This window comes from Bacillus sp. FSL K6-6540, from assembly GCF_038007545.1.
The window spans coordinates 6082930-6101735 of the sequence record NZ_JBBOXH010000001.1 but is presented as its reverse complement, the minus strand read 5'-3'; the positions used below and the strand labels follow the sequence as shown (position 1 = coordinate 6101735).

Sequence of the window (18806 nt, the reverse complement as noted above, 5' to 3'; positions counted from 1 at the left end):
GAAGGCGGACTCTCTTGGCTTGAGGGATCGCCTTCCTTGCCAGGGATCGTTTTTTTTGGTCTAAACTGACCAAATGAGCATATTGGTCATTGTGTACTGGAATGAAGATGTGATTTGCCGTAAGAGCAGATTCATGTCGGCTGGTTAACTGCTGTATCTAAAGAAAAAAAGGAGAGAGACTGGATGAAGTCATTATCTGTGTTTGCCAAAGATCTTGGTGCCGCCGTTCGGAATAAAAAAATATTGATTCCGATCATCGCGGTGCTGTTCATACCGGTCATGTACAGCGGTATGTTCCTCGGGGCCTTCTGGGACCCGTACGGAAAGATGGAGGATTTGCCCGTAGCGGTCGTCAATAACGACCAGGGCGCTGTTTTTGAAGGAAAGACGCTTCACGCCGGCGAGGATTTGGTGGCCGAGCTGAAGAAGGGAAAAGATTTTAATTGGCAGTTCGTTAACCGGAGTGAAGCTGAGCAGGGCATGCAGGATAACAAATACTACATGACCATCAGCATTCCGGAAAATTTCTCGCAGCAGGCGACAACGTTAATGGATGAACATCCGCAGCCTGCGCAAATCGTCTTCGAGCCGAACGAAGGCTACAACTTTCTTGCGGCACAGATCGGCGGATCTGCCGTGAAGCAGATTCAGTCCAAGGTGTCGGCGAAAGTGACGGAAGCCTACACGGAAACCCTGTTCGACCAAGTGGCCAAAGTATCTGACGGCCTAAGCGAAGCGGGGGACGGCGCCACGAAGCTGTCCGAAGGTGCCGTGAAGCTGGACGACGGCGCAGTGAAGCTCAAAGAGAACCTGGCTAAACTCGTCAGCGGCACGCAGGAGCTGCAAGACGGCATCGCGCCATTGACGCAGGGCGTGCAGGAGCTGAATAGCGGTGCCGGCAAGCTGAACACGGGAGCGGGCTCCCTCGCCTCCGGCCTGGATCAGCTTAAGGCGGCTCACAGCCAGCTGCAAGCAGGGGCTGAAGAGGCCGGCAAGGGCGGCGCCAAGCTGCAGGCCGGCATTGAATCGGCCGCAGCCGGCAGCACGGCCTTGAATGAAGGCCTGCAAGCCAACCAGGCAGGGGCAGCCCAGCTTGCCGCGGGAGCGAAGAGCGCTCATGATGGCAGCGGCAGCCTGAAGGCCGGCCTGAATCAATCGCTGGAAGCCACGGCTGCGCTGGAGCAAGGCGCAAAGGCCGTTGCGGACGGCCTGAAGCAGCTGGCCGAAGGCAATCCGGAGCTGGCGCAAAGTCCGGAGGTTCAGAAGCTGCTGGCCGCGAGCCAGTCCGTCGCCTCCGGCACGAGTGAGCTGAATGCCGGTCAGAAGCAGCTGGCGCAAGGCGCAGCGGAGCTGAACCAAGGCACGCAGCAGCTGCAGGAAGGCGCAGGCAAGCTGAGCGCCGGCGCGAACCAGCTCGCTGACGGCGGCAAACAGCTCGCCGCGGGCGGCCAAGAGCTGCTGGCCGGCGCCAAACAGCTGAACGCCGGCCAAAACCAATTGGCCGACGGCATGAAGCTGTTCGGCACGAAGCTGAGCGAAGCGGCAGCCGGCGGCAAGGAGCTTGCCAGCGGCGCGGCCGCCCTGTCGCAAGGCACGCAGCAGCTGGCAGGCGGAGCCGGCAAGCTGGGAAGCGGCGTAACGACCCTCGCTGACGGCTCGAAACAGCTGGATTCCGGGGCTGGCGAGCTGGTTAACGGTATGAACGAATTGAAGGAAGGCAGCGGGGAGCTTGCAGGCAAGCTGAACGAGGCTGCCGACAAGACTGGCGGTATCCAAACCACCGACGAAACGGTCACGATGTTTGCCGGACCGGTTCAGGTAGATGAGCATAAAGTGAACGAAGTACCGAACTACGGTACCGGATTCGCGCCATACTTCCTGTCGCTCGGCTTGTTTGTCGGAGCCTTGCTCTGCACGATTATTCTGCCGATCCGTGAGGCATCGGTACCGAACGCATCGGGCTGGAACCGGTTTGTCAGCCGTACGCTGTCCTTTGCCGGCATGGGATTGATTCAAGCGCTGTTGGCTTCGGTTGTCATGCTGTACGGATTGAAGCTTGAGGTTCAGAGCGTTCCGCTCTTCTATCTCTTCTCCATCATTACCAGCTTGTCGTTCATGTTCCTGGTGCAAATGTTCGTCACATGGCTGGATCAGCCTGGACGCTTCGTCGTCATCGTAATCCTGATCCTTCAATTGACAACGAGCGCGGGCACGTTCCCGGTAGAGCTGATTCCGAACTGGATGAAGGCTTTGAATCCGCTGCTGCCGATGACCTACAGCGTAAAAGGCTACAAAGACGTCATTTCCACGGGAAGCTTCGACGGCATGTGGGCCAACGTGGGCGTACTGGTCGGATTCGGTCTGGTGTTCCTAGTGTTGACCGCGGTGTACTTCCTGGCAATCCGAAACAACAAGCAAGCAGCAGACGCCGATACAGCGGTGACTGCGTAAGAAGAGCTTCTATATAATATGTAAGGAAAAGGACTTTCCCGGAGGATCGAACAGATCCAGGGGAGGTCCTTTTTTTGATGAGCCGATATAACGTGGCGATCATCGACGCGATACCGGGTATGGTTGCGTCAAGGTTCATCGGCCCCCCTCAACCTGCTGCTGGAAATACTCCCGAGAACCGATCATGAAGGAGCTTCATTTTATATAGGATGGATGGTCAGGATGATCACGGCTTCACTGCCGGAGAGAGGAGTGAGCGGCCAAAGCGGAGCGATATGATAACGAATTACGAAAAAAGTGATGAAAACCGCTTGTTCGGAATGTTCTATTTGCATGTTTTTTTGCACTATTCTACATAATATTTAACTAACTTTTGTGATTACTCTCACAAAAACAATTCTTATCAAATTCATAAAAACTTTGAATTGCCTGCATTGTATGACGGTGATAAAATATATAGAACTAATTAATCTTACGTGTTAGGTAAATGTTAACCCTTGTCGCTTTTGCACAATACTGCATCGCCTCAAGACAGTGTCTCCACTGCAGGAGAGGATTGATGTCCAACCTTTACGAGGTTGTTCAAAAAGTCCGCTTTTGATCACGAAGTGAATCAGGAAGCCACTCGACATCGAATCTTGAATTCAGCCGGGCCTTCCGGTGCTCACGTACCAAAACGTACGCTCCACTCCTCAGTCCCTAGCTTCATCCAATCTTCTCGGTGCTGAAAACCGACCTTTTTGAACACGCACTTTATGTTTTCTGTTATTGATCAGCAGCATTTTATTCTATAAAAAGAAAGGTTGCATCTTATGAAACATACTGATTTTCCCCAGAAACAGGGCCTCTATGATCCGCAGTTCGAAAAAGATGCTTGCGGTATGGGTTTCGTTGCCCATATCAAGGGTAAGCCATCCCATGAAATCGTCAGCAGCGCGCTGACCATGCTTGCCAATATGGAGCATCGCGGCGGTCAGGGCAGCGAGCCGAACTCCGGCGACGGTGCGGGAATCATGTTGCAGATTCCTCATTCCTTCTTTGCTGCCGAAGCGGCGAAACTGGGCTTTGAGCTTCCCGAAGCCGGGCATTACGGTGCAGGCATGCTGTTCCTTTCCCATGATCCTGCCGTCCGTTCGGCACATGAGGAGCAGTTGGCTTCGATTATTGCCGAAGAAGGCCAGACCCTGCTTGGCTTCCGCGATGTACCTACCCATGATGAAATGCTGGGCAAGTCCGCAAAAGCGGCAAAGCCGTATGTCCGCCAAGTGTTCATCGGACGCAGCGCCGACATTCAGGATGATCTCTCGTTCGAGCGCAAGCTGTATGTCATCCGCCGCCGCGCCGAGCTGGCGATCCGTTACAGCGGCAAGCCCGAAGGCGACAGCTTCTACGTATCCAGCCTCTCCTGCCGAAAAATCGTATATAAAGGCATGTTGACGACGGAGCAGGTGGGGGAATTTTACCTGGACCTGCAGGATGAGGGCTTGGAATCGGCGATAGCGCTCATTCACTCCCGTTTCAGCACGAATACGTTCCCGAGCTGGGAACGTGCGCATCCGTACCGTTTCATGATTCACAACGGCGAAATCAATACGCTGCGCGGAAATGTAAACTGGATGCACGCGCGCCAGTCCATGTTCGAGCATGAGCTGTTCGGAAGCGATTTGGAGAAGGTGAAACCTGTCATCAACCCGGACGGATCCGATACCGGGATGTTCGATAATACATTTGAATTCCTGTACCTCAGCGGTCGTTCCCTGCCGCACGTGGCCATGATGATGGTTCCCGAGCCGTGGAGCAACCATGAGAGCATGGATAAGACCAAAAAAGCATTCTACGAATACCACAGCACGCTGATGGAGCCATGGGACGGACCAGCGGCGATGGCATTCACGGACGGCGTTCAGATCGGCGCCACCCTGGACCGGAACGGGCTGCGCCCATCCCGTTATTACGTAACGAAGGATGATCTGATTATCCTGTCCTCCGAAGCTGGCGTTCTGGACGTTGCGCCGGAAAATGTGCTGTACAAGGATCGCTTGCGTCCTGGACGCATGCTGCTTGTCGACACGAAGGAAGGCCGCATCATTTCCGACGAGGAAGTCAAAGCCAGCATCGCGGCGGAGCTTCCATATTCCGAATGGCTGGATGAGCATCTGGTAGAGCTGCATGATCTTCCTGATGCGCCGGAACTTCCGGATCCGAAGCATGAGAATGTGCGTCAGCTCCAACAAGCGTTCGGCTACACGTACGAGGAACTGCGCAAAGTGATCGAGCCGATGGCGATCACCGGCGCGGAAGCGATCGCTTCCATGGGATATGACGCACCGCTTGCAGTGCTGTCCGACCGCCCGCAGCGGCTGTTCAACTACTTCAAGCAGATGTTCGCCCAAGTAACGAATCCGCCGATCGATGCGATCCGCGAGGAGCTGGTCACTTCGACGGCGACGACGATCGGCCCGGAGCGCAATCTGCTGAAGCCGGAACCGGAAAGCTGCCGCCACATCCGCCTGGATTCGCCGGTGCTGTCCAACGAAGAGTTTGCGAAGCTGCGCCATGTCCGCCGTCCGGGCTTCAAGTCCATGACGATTCCGATTTTCTTCCCGGCGGCCGAAGGAGCCGAAGGGCTTCGCAAGGCGATCGACACCCTCTGCGAAGCCGCGGATCGAGTCATCGCCAAGGGGCATAACATCCTGATCCTGTCCGACCGCGGCGTGGATAAGGACAATGCGGCGATTCCTTCGCTGCTAGCCGTTTCGTCGCTCCATCATCACCTGATTTCTCAGGGAACTCGGACCAAGGTGGCGATCCTGCTTGAATCCGGCGAACCTCGCGAAGTCCATCATTACGCTCTGCTGCTCGGTTACGGCGTGAGCGCGGTCAACCCGTATCTTGCGTTCGAAACGCTGGACGACATGATTCAGGAAGGCATGCTTCGCGGCATCTCGCATGAGAAGGCTGTGAAAAATTACATTAAAGCGGCAAGCAAAAGCGTCGTGAAAGTGTTGTCGAAGATGGGGATCTCCACGATTCAGTCCTATCGCGGCGCACAAATCTTTGAAGCCGTCGGCCTGAAGGAAGATTTCGTGGAGAGCTACTTCACGCGGACTCCGTCCCGCATCGGCGGCATCGGCCTGGAGGAAGTGGCCAGGGAAACGCTGGCCCATCACGAGCGTGCCTTTACCGATAAGGACGGCAACGATAAAGCGCTGGATTCAGCCGGCGAATACCAATGGAGAGCGGACGGGGAAGAGCATTTGTTCAATCCGAGAACCATCCATTTGCTGCAGCAGGCCGTCCGGACCAATGACTACGCAACTTACAAGAAGTACGCCGAGCTCGTGCAGGGTGAGAATGAGCAGCATCTGACGCTTCGCGCCCTGCTCAAAATCAAGCCGGCCGGCAAACCGGTGCCGCTCGATGAGGTTGAATCCGCGGAGTCCATCATGCGCCGATTCAAAACGGGCGCGATGTCCTTTGGCTCCATCAGCAAGGAAGCGCATGAAAGCCTCGCGATCGGGATGAACCGCATCGGCGGTAAGAGCAACACGGGTGAAGGCGGAGAGGATCCGGCCCGCTTCATTCCGGATGCCAACGGCGATTCCCGCCGAAGTGCCATCAAGCAGGTGGCGTCGGGACGTTTCGGCGTCACCTCCAATTACCTGGTGAATGCGGACGAAATCCAGATCAAGATGGCGCAGGGAGCGAAGCCGGGTGAAGGCGGACAGCTGCCGGGCCGCAAGGTATACCCTTGGGTGGCCGAGGTCCGCGGTTCGACGCCGGGCGTAGGGCTGATCTCGCCGCCGCCGCATCATGATATTTACTCCATCGAGGATTTGGCGGAGCTGATCTATGACCTGAAAAATTCCAATCCGCGTGCGGATATCAACGTGAAGCTCGTATCCGAAGTGGGCGTAGGCACGATTGCCGCAGGCGTTGCGAAGGGCCGCGCGGACATCATCCTGATCAGCGGTTACGATGGCGGCACGGGTGCTTCGCCGCAAGGCTCCATCCGTCATGCAGGCATGCCTTGGGAGCTTGGGCTTGCCGAGACCCATCAAACCCTCATCATGAACAATCTGCGTGACCGCGTGGTGCTGGAGACCGACGGCAAAATGCTGAACGGGCGCGATTTGGTGGTGGCGGCACTTCTAGGAGCCGAAGAGTATGGATTCTCAACGGCACCATTGATTGCCGTCGGATGCATTATGATGCGCGTCTGCCAAATGGACACCTGCCCGGTTGGCGTGGCCACACAGAATCCGGAGCTGCGCAAGAACTTTACGGGAGATCCGGAGCATGTCGCCAACTTTATGCGCTTTGTCGCTCAAGACATGCGCGAGCTGATGGCTGAGCTTGGCTTCCGTACCATTAACGAGATGATTGGTCGTACGGATTGCCTGGATGCCGTCAAAGCGGAACATCACTGGAAGAAGAAAGGCGTGGATATTTCGGCATTGCTGTATACGCCGGAGCTGCCGGAGGGCAGCACGCGCTACCGTACCCAAAGACAGAATCATGGTCTGGAACAGACGCTGGATATGCGTTCGCTGCTGGGCACCGCGGCGCCGGCATTGGAATCGGGAGCTGCGGTGAAGGGCACCTTCCCGATCACGAACGTGGACCGTGCCGTGGGAACCATCCTGGGAAGCGAAGTCACGCGCAAGTATGGTGCTGCCGGATTGCCGGAAGACACCATTCAATTCGCCTTCGTGGGTTCCGCAGGGCAGAGCTTCGGCGCATTTGTGCCGAAAGGGATGACGTTGACGGTTGAAGGGGATGCCAACGATTATATCGGTAAAGGCCTTTCCGGCGGAAAGCTGATCGTAAAGCCTTCACCTAAAGCAACCTTCAAAGCCGAGGAGAACATTATTGCGGGGAATACCGCATTCTATGGGGCTACAGGCGGAGAAGCCTATGTAAGAGGCATTGCCGGCGAGCGTTTTGCCGTACGTAATTCGGGCGCGAGCATCGTCGTCGAAGGCGTCGGCGATCATGGTTGCGAATATATGACCGGCGGCCGGGTGGTCGTTCTCGGGGAAACCGGACGCAACTTCGCGGCCGGGATGTCCGGCGGCATAGCCTACGTCTATGATCCTGAGGGAACCTTCGTGGATCGCTGCAATCTGGAGATGGTGCTTCTGGAACGCGTCGAGGATGGAACGGAAGCGGAAGCCCTCCACCGTCTTGTCCGGCAGCATGAGCAGTATACCGGCAGCGTGCCGGCACAGCAAATTCTGGGAGACTGGGATCAAGCGCTCAGCCGCTTTGTCCGTATCATTCCGAAGGATTACAAACGCATGCTGCTGCATATCGAGAAGGTACAAGATCAAGGCCTGACGGGGGAAGCAGCGCTCCTCGCCGCCTTCGAGGCGAATATGAAAGAGCTGGCACGTACAGGGAACTAGAATCCAAAACGTATGACGGGAAACCACATTGTATTCTTTAATGAATGCAATGTGGTTTTTCTTCATATATAAATAAATTACAAGGGTTTAAGAATCTTCTATGGTGATGACAGGATTCACCAAAAGAAAATTCGACAAAATTAGAACCGGAAGCATAGGACAAAGGCTCCACAAGACGACAGCATCATGTGATTTCATTCGTTATAATATTGGTAAGTAAGTTGTTGGGAAGATATGCGTTATCATCGTGTTCATGCAGCAGGGATGGAGATGAAACTATAGATAAGCGAGGTAGTTGAAGAAATGAGTGTGGACAAGGAGAGAGGCTCCGGAAGCACCGAGCAGCGGCTTGACCAGCAGAAGACGAACATCGACATCAATAAGCTCATGACTCAATTGGGAATCCATCCTGATAAATGGCTGCAAATGGAGGAAACTCATAACGATTAATACATTTGTCATTGCTAAACATGACTCTAGTGAAAATCCCCGATACCGCTATGTTGGACATAGTGAGTAACGGGGATTTCCATCTTCATGATCTGCATTATTTCATGGAGCGTTCCATGCGAACAAAAGCAATAAATCTTTTGGCTTCCTCTTCGGTTAACTTGCGGCCATCCACCGTGAGATTGAACCGCTCCAGCAAATCCTGGTCCGAAAGCTCAAGTCCGTCCACAAATGAGCGAACCTCCGGGTCAAGCACCGATTTCTCCAATGTTGTTCTCCCGATCAGATAGTCTATGGATACGTCAAAGAGGTCTGCCAGGCGGGTCAATGTTTCAAAATCCGGCTTGCGCCGGTTTTTTTCGTAATGGGATAGTGCAGCACGAGTAATGCCGACAGAGGTAGCGAGTTCTTCTTGAGTCCACCCGCGCTGTTCACGTAGTTCTGCAATTCGTTCTCCGTAGTTCATGCTTTGATCCCCCTTTCAATTGCTTGGCATACCTGATGGTGTGATTAGAAAAATGCGTCGATTCTATATAAAGCAGCTTAATGTACGTAAAGTCACGGTTGGGTGATGAGAGGATCGTAAAATTACGCAACATCCTAAATTTACACACGGAAGGTAGAAAATGACGATTTTTCTATTGACTCGATACGATATGTATCGTAAAATTGGAAAATAAAACGATACAATTTGTATCTGTTATCATTTTTAAGTGACACTTAGTATCATTTTATCCATCGATAAAATGTCCCATACCAGAATTTATAGAAATAAAGGAGAATTAAATTCCTGATGTCAAGCGAAACGAAGCATCTTATTAAGGTAGGGATTAGAGTCATGGAGATTGGTCCCCTGAGCCTGCACGGCAGAAGCCACGATGTGACGCCGATCGAGCTGGGTCCGGAGAAGCTTGTTTTCCTGTGTCCCTGGGATATCCCCATGAGTCCCAAGATAAAGCTGCGTTATGAAATCGATGACATGTTTGATCATATTCAGGTTTATGGGAGGATACAGACTCAAGAGCCATTGCATGATTATCGGTTGTATCAGGTTCAAATATGTACGGATCGTGATCAAAAAGCACGGATAACGGGCATGCTTAACCGGATGATAAGCAGTCATGTGGCGTTTAGCCATGCCGTTTATCAAAATTACATATATCGTTCGCCAGGCCAATATAATAAAAAGCTAATCATACAGTAACAAACTAGATACAGACATTTTACTATATTTAAGATGCTTGGTCATTAGTTCTTTTACCTTAAATCCGCTCACTCTTTTCACAGGGATCGGACTATTTTAATAGGCAGGTGAGTTAAATGGCGAGAAAATACAAAAATCCTCTGGTTACCGTCATTAACCCGAAATCTCCGGCAGCGGAATCGTATCGGGGGCTAAGGACGAACATTCAATTTTCCGTTCATGACAAACAGGTTAGGGTGATCATGGTTGGCTCGGCTCAAATGAACGAAGGCAAAACAACCACAGTTAGCAACTTGGCCGTCGCCTATGCGCATGAAGGCAAAAATGTGCTGTTGATTGAAGCGGATTTGCGCAAACCCTCACTGCATCACGTATTCGGCGTTTCGAACGATACCGGATTGACCAATGTCTTGGCCCAGCAGGTAGATGTTGAAGACGTCATTCGGCCGACGGCGGTTACGAATCTCTCCGTCATAACTTCCGGCTCTATTCCATACAACCCTTCCGAAATGCTAGGTTCCCACAACATGCAAATGTTAGTTCACGATCTTAAGCAACGCTACGACATGATTTTGTTTGATACCCCTCCCATATTGGCAGTGAGCGATGCGCTTATTGTCAGTGCTTTATGCGATGGCGTCGTTTTGGTTGTACTGGGTGGGAAGGTGAAGAAATCCCAGGTGAGAAAAGCCAAAACTCAACTTGAGCATGTTAAGGCCCATCTTCTTGGGGTAGTGCTTAACAATATAACGATCAGAGAAAATGAAGCAGAGCAGCTTTATTACGGTAGTAAGTGGTTGAAATGAAGAACCGCGACATTCTGGTTATGTTTCTGGATGAGTTGTACCAGGGGAGGCTTCCTTCCCTGAGTGAATCTCAATATGACAAACTGATGGAAGATGTCGAATTGTTTGATATCGGGCCCCAGGTTTTCTCAGGGCTTGAGCGAAAACAACTTCTTCTTCAAATCCCGGAAAAATTCCGGCGCAAATTAAGCTCTGATGCAAATACCGTACTCTTACAGAACCTTTTTATAAAAATCGAGCTCAAAAAGATCCTGCAGACCTTCGAAGCGTCCTGTATAGAAGCGATCCCTCTCAAGGGAACGCTGCTTGCAGAACGCTATTTTGGCGGTCTCGCAGCACGCGGCACAACAGATATCGACCTGCTTGTGGGCAAGGAGGACTTGCATCGAGCCGCCACGCTGTTGACGAATGCTGGATTTGTTAAAGCAGCGGGCGATGCTACACATTTTCATGAAGAATACGTCAAATCATTGGATAACGATAATTTTCCCTCGCTAACCATTGAATTGCATTGGAATATCAGCAGAGAGGATTTTACGGCTACGGATGTGTCACGTTTGTGGGACGAAGCTTGCGTGATGAGCGATTTTAATTACATTTACGAGCTAAGCCCGTTGCACACCTTTTACCATATTTGTCTGCACGGCATGAACCATCACATGATGTCGATGAAATACTTTGTTGACATTGCAACGCTTATACATTCCCTTGATACAAGGCTGGATTACGCGAAACTGTTGGATATGGCCGCTGCGGATCGAAATCTCTCGAAGGTATGGATCGCTTTGAATCTGGTTTACAGCATGTTCCCGCATCTTCAGGCACGATGGCCGCTGCCGCTGCTTTCATACAAGTTTAAATATCCAGGATGGAACCTTGAAAAGGCGCGTAAAGTTATGCAGGGTCGCAAGGGCTTTAGTTACTCATGGTTCAGAATGATGACCGCCTTCACGATCCATGATACTTGGAGGCAGCGATGGTCCCAGGTAGGATTCCTTATTTGGAATTTGCCGCTGCTGTGGATAAGAAAACGTGAAATTTTCAGATAGGATATTGTTACTATTTATTGGTTGTGATATGTAGCATTATCTAGTTGACATGATACAAATTGTATCATAAACTAATGCTCAAGAAGGAGGTGTTAAGTATGAAAAAGACCTACGAGGCTCCAAAAATTTTGGCACAGGGCAAAGTGGAGTTTGGCACGACTCGTCCCAGCAACCCGGGCGGCGGCGGAAACCCTATTTGGTAGTATTTATACATTCCTTTGTTCATCGTTCCATAAAGCGCTTCGCTGGAATTGAATTATTATAGGTGGAAGTCGAGGTTGATCATATGTATGTAGCAACGGCAATAGTCGGAAAGTCCCGGGTGTCCTTTAAAACCGAATCGAAACGGATAGCCGAATTTGTCGCCAAGCGATTTAGGGTATCCGCCATTTCTGGTCAGGATCCTCAGGCTGATTTGTATGTTCGTATTCGAGGTGGGTACGGAGAGCCATTTGATGATGGACCTGTCCAGATTTCTGTATCCGAACATCTAATTAACTTCAAACGCTGTGATTATCATATGATTTCATCCCGGGATTACAGTTCGGCGGAAATCCATGTCTATGACGAGTTTGCCCTGAAGCATGCATTAATTAATTTGTACAGCTCATGGCTAATCCATGGAGAGCGCGGACTGCTGATCCATTCCTCTTGTGTGGTTCAAGACGGCAAAGCGTGGATGTTCGCAGGCCAATCCGGTGCAGGTAAGTCGACTGTCGCTGAGCTGTCGCGTCCCCGTCCGATTTTATCTGATGAAGCTACGTTTCTGTACATAGAAGAAAACGGACGTGTAACCGTGTTCGATTCTCCATTTCGCAGCGAGATGGAGAATCCCTGTGAACTTGAGGAAGCCGAATTATCCGGCATCCATTACATTATTCAATCCCCTGAAGTGGAGCGTGTGTCCATAACGCCGTTGGATGGATTCGCGCTAATGCTGGATAAGGTGTTTTATTGGCGTCATGATCCTGAGGAAACAAGAAATATGATTGCTTTATGCAAGAAGGTAGTGCAGCAAGTACCTTCCTATCAGCTCTATTTTCAGAAAAATGATACGTTTTGGGAGAGGATTTCATGAGCCAAACACAAACGAGGCTGCTGATAAGAAACGAGCATGTTGAAAGCGAAATGATCGGAAACGAATGGATACTGCTGAACATGAAGGAGCATGTGGCAACCAAGCTGAATGAACTCGGGGGGTATATCTGGAGCATCATCCCGGAATATGGGCACATGGAAGGAATCATTGGAAAAATTGCGGAGGAGTATGACATTGACCGTCATACTGCTGAGCAGGACGTAAAACCATTTATTGAAGAACTGTTGGGCAGCGGCCTTCTGACGTATGCTGGATGAGGCCAGAATCGCCAACGAATGGATGGAAAGACGCGGGGGGATCCAACTTCCCTCCTTGGGGCGCAGCATGTACCCCTTCATGGTGGAGGGGGAGCTAAGTTCTTTTGAAAAGCTCAATCATGAGGAAGCCAGAATCGGTGAAGTCTATCTCTTTGTTACAGGAGCGGGAAGCCTCGTCTGTCATCGGCTTCATGACATTCATGGCGAAGGCAGCTTGAAACGATACATATTTAAAGGGGACACCAACATTGTCCCGGATGAGCCGGTACGGAAAGAACAAATCTTGGGACGGTTTACCGGAACTTATAAAAGGAAGGGTTGGATTCCTGCCGATCATTGGAAATTGTCGATTCTAACCTGGATAACGCTCAACATACCGCTGTGGCCAAAGATGGTAAGGCGGTATTTGTCGTTAAGAAGGCTTTAAATAGAAAGATGTGATGATATGAGGATATTACGAAAACGAGGATCGAGGATTTCGGAACGATTGGAAACGCATGGCAAACAGACGCCCTGGCTAATATTGCACGGAGACTTCAATCGTGATGTGCGTTTTGAACCGTTGCAGCTTGTGTTTACAGCTTCCAGGCTGCAGGTGCTGGATCGGGAAGGAAGGGAATTACTGGAGATTCCCAAGCGTAAAATGATGAACATCGACCTGGTTGAGGTCATCGGCGGTGGTTGTCTTGTCGCTGGCACTGCGGATGGCCCGGTTGAAATTTTACGATTCACGGAACCGTACCTTGAGTCCTGTCGCAAGGCTCTGCCGCAAGTCGAACAGTGGATAACGGATTCATCGCCGCATCGTATGGACCAATGCGGCGATTTGGATGAAAAGAAGGGGAAATGTGACCGCTGCGGCCGCGCAAAACGGACAGCTTCCGCTTTCTGCATGCGCTGCAATCCGAAATGGAGTACGGTGTCCCATCTTCTTCAGCGGAGCAGAGCCTATCGATCTTCTATCATGATGATGGGTATCATCGTAATCGTTACCGTTCTTGTATCCCTGGCACCACCCTACGTAATCAAATGGATCATTGATGAAATATCATCGCCTACTCGCTCAGACGGGGATTCCGCGTCATTGATATGGTTGGCCGCAATGCTCGCCGGTTTGTATATTCTGCAGGCATTGCTTCAGATGATCGAAGGTTATACGGCCATTAGGATCGGTGGACGCTTCCTTGGGGAGATTCGCAGAGATATGTTTCATGCCCTGATGAAACAATCGATGCGTTTTTTTGATAATCGGCAGGTATCTCAATATATCGGACGCATTAATCAGGATACGGATGCGCTCAAGAATTTTATGTCCCAAGGGATTGTTCACCTGACCTCTCAATTTTTATCCGCTATTTTTATTATGGGAATGCTGTTCTATTTGGATTGGCGCTTGACCCTGATGATCCTTCTGCCGCTGCCGCCGCTTGGAATCGTTGTGATGCGACTGTGGCCGAAAGTCCGGGACATGTGGTATGCCCAGTGGCAGTCGTCCATTCACGTTCAAAATATGGTAGGGGAGGCTCTTCAGGGAATACGAATCATAAAAGCCTTCTCCAAGGAACATGCTGAAAAAGCACGCTTTGATCAGGTCAATCAAAAATATGTTCATCGCATGATTTCAATTCAAAACTTATGGATGTTCATGACGCCGGTACTCACGTTATTCATTTCACTGTTTGCAGCCCTCGTATGGTTTGCCGGAGGACGGAGCGTGCTGGAAGGCAGCATGACTGTCGGAACATTAAGCGCATATGCATCGTATTTGATCATGTTCTTCGGTCCTGTCAAATGGCTGGCGCAATCCGCCAGCTGGATCAATGAGGTGCTGGGATCGGCCGAACGAATCTTTGAGGTGATTCAAACGCCTGCTGAAGTGAAGGATGACGAGAAAGCTCCGAGCTTTAACAACGTTCAAGGCGAAATCGTCTATGATCAGGTGGCTTTCGGCTATACGCAAGATCGACGAATTCTCCAAGGGATCAACCTACGAATAGCACCTGGCGAGATGATAGGCATCATCGGTCCGTCAGGAGCGGGGAAGTCGACCTTGATCCATCTGTTGTGCCGATTTTATGATCCGGACGAGGGGGACATCTATGTGGACGGACGAAGGCTTACCAGCATTAAGCAGGAGGAGTTAAGGAGAAATATTGGGGTAGTGTTTCAGGAAACCTTCCTCTTCGATGGGACCATAGCGCAGAATATCGCTTATGGATGTCCCGAAGCCAGTACAGAGGACATTATTCAAGCGGCAAGGACCGCAAATGCGCATGACTTTATATGCCGCCTCCCTGACGGCTATGAGACAAAGGTAGGAGAGAGAGGGCATCGGTTGTCCGGAGGAGAGAGGCAGCGTATAGCGATTGCCAGAGCCGTGCTGCTCGATCCTCCGATTCTGATCTTAGATGAGGCGACCTCCTCGGTCGATGTGGAGACCGAAGCTGTCATTCAGGAGGCGCTGGATACGGTGGTTCAAGGCAGAACGACTCTTGTCATTGCTCATCGGCTGTCGACTCTTCGGCGAGCGGATCGGCTTCTGGTTCTTGAAGGAGGGAGGCTAGTCGAGAGTGGAAGCCATGAAGAGCTTCTGAGACGCCAAGGGGTATATCATCGTTTGCTTCATGCAGCGCAGGCGAAAGCCCCGAAAGACGAATGGATACCGATGCAGGAGGTTGCTACATGATGGTAGCGAGAAGGGAAGTATGGGCTCAGGACCAAAGTCTTCGACTCTATCGTAACGGGAGAGGCGAACTAGAGGCGGAAAAAAACCGAGAGACAATCGGTAAAGTGCGCCTTGTTCTGACATTTCCGGTCACGAAGCCGGAGGGGTACGTTTCTGTACGCTCTGCATTGGATCAAGAGGTTCATTTTATCCTTTCGCTGGATGAACTGGATAAGAAAAGCCAGTCGGCTGCCAGGGAAGAACTGCAGCGAAGCTATTTGATTCCCGAAATATTGAAAATTATGGGAATCAAGCGCCGGGGCAGGAATTGGCTATGGGAAGTGGAGACGACGTATGGCAGGATCTCATTTCGCATAGACCAGCCGCAAGAGAGCATCGATTTCCTCTCGGAGAATGATTATACAATCAAGGATACGGAGGGCAGACGATACGTCCTCCGCGATGTTACACGTCTCGACAAACAGAGCAAGCTCTATTGGAATAAGATCAATTAGTTATAACGACTCACAAATGAGAGAATAGAGTACCAAAAAATGTAAACGCCTGCCGAATGGGGGCGTTTTTCTTTTTTGTTTCGGCCATGCATTTATATTTGTGTACGCTTACATGCCTAGAAATCATGTTGAAAGATCTGAATTTACTTTCTGATTGTGTAACAAAATGTATCGTTTGTAGGTAAATAAGACCAAATCAGTATTGACACGATACGAATTGTATCGTAAATTGAAGATGCTAAATGATACAAAATGTATCTACGGAAGCACATTTGCTTATGGACGGAGGAAATTCAGTGGAACTTGAAATTAAAGAGTATGCAACCGTGTTGAAGAAAAGGCTGTGGTTAATTCTCCTCGTGGTTGCCGTAGTCTGCGTACTCGTTGGATTTTACAGTTATCGAATGGTTGAACCCCAGTACGAAGCAAGCAACAAGATGATCGTGACCAATAAGACCGAAGAAAAAAAGTCTGTCCTTAGTTCAGATGATATGGATATGGGGATGCGTCTGGTTTATACATACAAAGAAATTATCGGAACTAGCGTGATTCTGGAAAAAGTGGTGGAACAGCACCCGGAATTGAAGCTGACCGTGAAAGACCTGATGGATATGATGGTGGTCGATACCGTACAGGATACACCTGTCATGACGATATCCGTCAGGGATTATAGTTACGATGGCGCGCTCAAAGTAGCGACGGCCGTTGCCGACGTATTCAAATCCGAAATATCCTCTATCATTCCCGGCGGGAACATCACCATCCTCTACGAGAATAACGCCGATCCCAGACCGGTCACTCCAAGTCCTTTGCTGTATGTCGTGATTGCTTTCGTTGTGTCGCTGATGCTGTCGATAGGTTTCTGTTTCTTGCTCGAATATTTGGATGATTCCATCCGCACCGACAAAGAGGTTGAACTGGTTCTCGGACTTCCGACACTGGCCGTCATACAGCACTTCAAGTCAAGTGACTTCAAAGCGAGAGGCAGCTCCGTATCAAGACGCAGTCCGGTTGAACCGCCCGGTTCCGGAAAGGCCATCGTTAACGCGTCCGAATAAACGTTGTTACTTAAAGCATACATCAGGTAATGCCTACTGAACCTCTACCACCGTAGGCACTCGATTATGCTGTGGGCATCCGTCAAACAGGATGGCTTAGACGTTCATCGTCGATGGCGTAAAGTGAGGAAGGGTTAGATGCCCTCTCTTGTTTACATAGAGCTTCACATGGAATACCCAATTTTCCGGTAAAACGAACGAATTAGGATAGAGGAGGAACGGACAATGGCAACCATTAAAAAGGCTATCATTCCTGCTGCCGGACTGGGTACTCGATTCTTGCCAGCTACAAAAGCAATGCCCAAAGAGATGCTTCCGATCGTGGATAAGCCTACGATCCAGTACATTGTGGAAGAAGCGATTGAGTCCGGTATCGAGGACATCATTATCGTTACAGGCAAAGGCAAGCGGGCGATTGAGGATCATTTCGACCATGCATTTGAACTGGAGCATAAGCTTAGGCAGACCAAGAAGCTTGAATTGCTTCATGAGGTGCAGCGGCCCTCTCGCATGGCGGACATTCATTATATTCGCCAGAAAGAACCCAAAGGGCTGGGGCATGCCGTATGGTGCGCACGAAAATTCATAGGCAACGAACCGTTTGCCGTCCTGCTCGGGGATGATATTGTTCGTGCCGAGAAACCGTGCATCAAGCAGTTAATCGAACAGTATGAACAGACCCGGAGTTCCGTGATTGGCGTTAAGTACGTATCTCCTGAAGAAGTACACCGATATGGAATCATTGATCCGTATCCGGTGCCCACCATCGGAGGACTGTCCAGAGTGCAAGGAATGGTAGAAAAACCGAAAGCCGAGGACGCACCTTCTAATCTGGCGATCATGGGACGTTATATTCTGACCCCGGCGATTTTCTCTTACCTGGAGCAGATGGAGGAAGGAATCGGCGGAGAGATCCAACTAACGGATGCCATTCAGCGAATGACTGAAATCGAGGAAGTGTATGCCTACCAATATGAAGGTACGCGCTATGATGTCGGGGAAAAGCTCGGGTTCATTCTTACATCGGTTGAATTCGCGTTGATGAAAGAGGAGCTGCGGCTTCCCCTTTTGCACGGACTTGAGCAAATGATACATAAGAACCGAACGTTGGCTAGATAGGAGATTGAATCAAGCCATGAATATCGAAACGATGGAAACAAGAACGTTGGAAACCGCTGCAGCCGAAGAATTTCCCGTGATGACAGGTGCGAGCTCTTTCCCGGTGAAGCCCCGTTTAGGGTACTTCCGGTTGAAACGGGCGACGGATGCCGTGCTATCCGCTGTTGGCCTTATTCTTCTTCTGCCTCTGTTTATGATCATCTTCGTGTGCATGAAGGTGGAAAGCCCCCGAGGACCGATGCTGTTCTCGCAGATTCGGGTAGGCAAGGACGGAAAAACGTTCAAAATGTACAAAATTCGCTCCATGGTCGTTAATGCGGAACAGCTTCAACAGAAGCTGGTTCACCTAAATGAGGTTGAAGGTGCCATGTTTAAAATGAAGAACGACCCACGGATCACGAAGGTGGGACGCATTCTTCGAAAAACGAGCCTGGATGAACTCCCGCAGCTGTGGAACGTACTGAAAGGCGAGATGAGCCTGGTCGGACCGCGGCCGCCACTGCCTGCGGAAGTAGAAGCCTACACCCCTTACGACATGCAGCGGCTGAGCGTGGTTCCGGGCTGTACCGGCTTGTGGCAGGTAAGCGGCAGAAACGCCCTGGGGTTCCGCGAAATGGTGGAGCTGGATTTAAGGTATATCCGTGAACAATCCACGACCCAGGACATTCGGATCCTGTTCAAGACGGTCCGGGTGTTCATGGGGTCCAAAGATGCTTTTTGAACAA

The 18806-nt window shown here is 50.8% G+C and carries 15 protein-coding genes; 14 read left to right on the top strand and 1 reads right to left on the bottom strand.

The window, feature by feature from the left end; genetic code table 11:
- Positions 1–183 precede the first annotated feature (183 nt).
- The 3 genes from MHH82_RS27325 (at position 184) to MHH82_RS27315 (ending at position 8309) form a co-directional block, all read left to right on the top strand.
- Positions 184–2451 carry a YhgE/Pip domain-containing protein gene (locus MHH82_RS27325; protein ID WP_251498483.1) on the top strand — a complete coding sequence of 756 codons (2268 nt, stop codon included), beginning with the start codon at positions 184–186 and terminating at the stop codon, positions 2449–2451.
- Positions 2452–3263: 812 nt separating this feature from the next.
- A complete protein-coding gene (gene gltB, locus MHH82_RS27320) occupies positions 3264–7859 on the top strand; it encodes a glutamate synthase large subunit (protein WP_340968752.1) in 4596 nt (1531 codons plus the stop codon).
- Positions 7860–8162: 303 nt separating this feature from the next.
- Positions 8163–8309 (top strand): hypothetical protein, encoded by a 147-nt coding sequence (locus MHH82_RS27315; RefSeq protein WP_015737329.1) that lies wholly within the window; start codon positions 8163–8165, stop codon positions 8307–8309.
- 97 nt (positions 8310–8406) lie between these two features.
- Here the strand turns inward: MHH82_RS27315 and MHH82_RS27310 are convergent, their stop codons facing one another.
- Complete coding sequence (locus tag MHH82_RS27310) at positions 8407–8775, bottom strand: helix-turn-helix domain-containing protein (RefSeq protein ID WP_009590422.1); 369 nt, start codon at positions 8773–8775, stop codon at positions 8407–8409.
- Between the two features lie 327 nt (positions 8776–9102).
- Between MHH82_RS27310 and MHH82_RS27305 the strand changes: the two genes are divergently transcribed.
- The 11 genes from MHH82_RS27305 (at position 9103) to MHH82_RS27255 (ending at position 18802) form a co-directional block, all read left to right on the top strand.
- A complete protein-coding gene (locus tag MHH82_RS27305) occupies positions 9103–9513 on the top strand; it encodes a hypothetical protein (protein ID WP_015737328.1) in 411 nt (136 codons plus the stop codon).
- Between the two features lie 116 nt (positions 9514–9629).
- Entirely contained in the window at positions 9630–10319 is a 690-nt protein-coding gene (locus MHH82_RS27300) for a CpsD/CapB family tyrosine-protein kinase (RefSeq protein ID WP_009590428.1), read from the top strand.
- A complete protein-coding gene (locus tag MHH82_RS27295; protein ID WP_340968748.1) occupies positions 10316–11368 on the top strand; it encodes a nucleotidyltransferase domain-containing protein in 1053 nt (350 codons plus the stop codon). The genes MHH82_RS27300 and MHH82_RS27295 overlap by 4 nt, the downstream gene beginning before the upstream one ends.
- Before the next feature lie 286 nt (positions 11369–11654).
- Positions 11655–12446 (top strand): hypothetical protein, encoded by a 792-nt coding sequence (locus MHH82_RS27290; RefSeq protein WP_015737326.1) that lies wholly within the window; start codon positions 11655–11657, stop codon positions 12444–12446.
- Complete coding sequence (locus MHH82_RS27285) at positions 12443–12724, top strand: PqqD family protein (RefSeq protein ID WP_340968745.1); 282 nt, start codon at positions 12443–12445, stop codon at positions 12722–12724. Before MHH82_RS27290 ends, MHH82_RS27285 begins: the two co-directional genes overlap by 4 nt.
- Positions 12714–13151 carry a signal peptidase I gene (locus MHH82_RS27280; RefSeq protein ID WP_015737325.1) on the top strand — a complete coding sequence of 146 codons (438 nt, stop codon included), beginning with the start codon at positions 12714–12716 and terminating at the stop codon, positions 13149–13151. Before MHH82_RS27285 ends, MHH82_RS27280 begins: the two co-directional genes overlap by 11 nt.
- Positions 13152–13271: 120 nt before the next feature.
- Positions 13272–15410 carry an ABC transporter ATP-binding protein gene (locus MHH82_RS27275; protein WP_340968743.1) on the top strand — a complete coding sequence of 713 codons (2139 nt, stop codon included), beginning with the start codon at positions 13272–13274 and terminating at the stop codon, positions 15408–15410.
- The gene (locus tag MHH82_RS27270; RefSeq protein ID WP_015737323.1) at positions 15407–15904 is read left to right on the top strand and encodes a DUF1854 domain-containing protein; all 498 of its coding nucleotides are present in this window, start codon (positions 15407–15409) and stop codon (positions 15902–15904) included. Before MHH82_RS27275 ends, MHH82_RS27270 begins: the two co-directional genes overlap by 4 nt.
- Positions 15905–16200: 296 nt before the next feature.
- Positions 16201–16962, top strand: coding sequence for a YveK family protein (locus MHH82_RS27265; protein WP_009590440.1), 762 nt, complete (start codon positions 16201–16203; stop codon positions 16960–16962).
- A 225-nt stretch (positions 16963–17187) separates the two neighbouring features.
- Entirely contained in the window at positions 17188–18081 is an 894-nt protein-coding gene (gene galU / locus MHH82_RS27260; protein WP_015737322.1) for a UTP--glucose-1-phosphate uridylyltransferase GalU, read from the top strand.
- Positions 18082–18097: 16 nt separating this feature from the next.
- Complete coding sequence (locus tag MHH82_RS27255) at positions 18098–18802, top strand: sugar transferase (RefSeq protein ID WP_251498473.1); 705 nt, start codon at positions 18098–18100, stop codon at positions 18800–18802.
- The last annotated feature ends 4 nt before the right edge of the window (positions 18803–18806 follow it).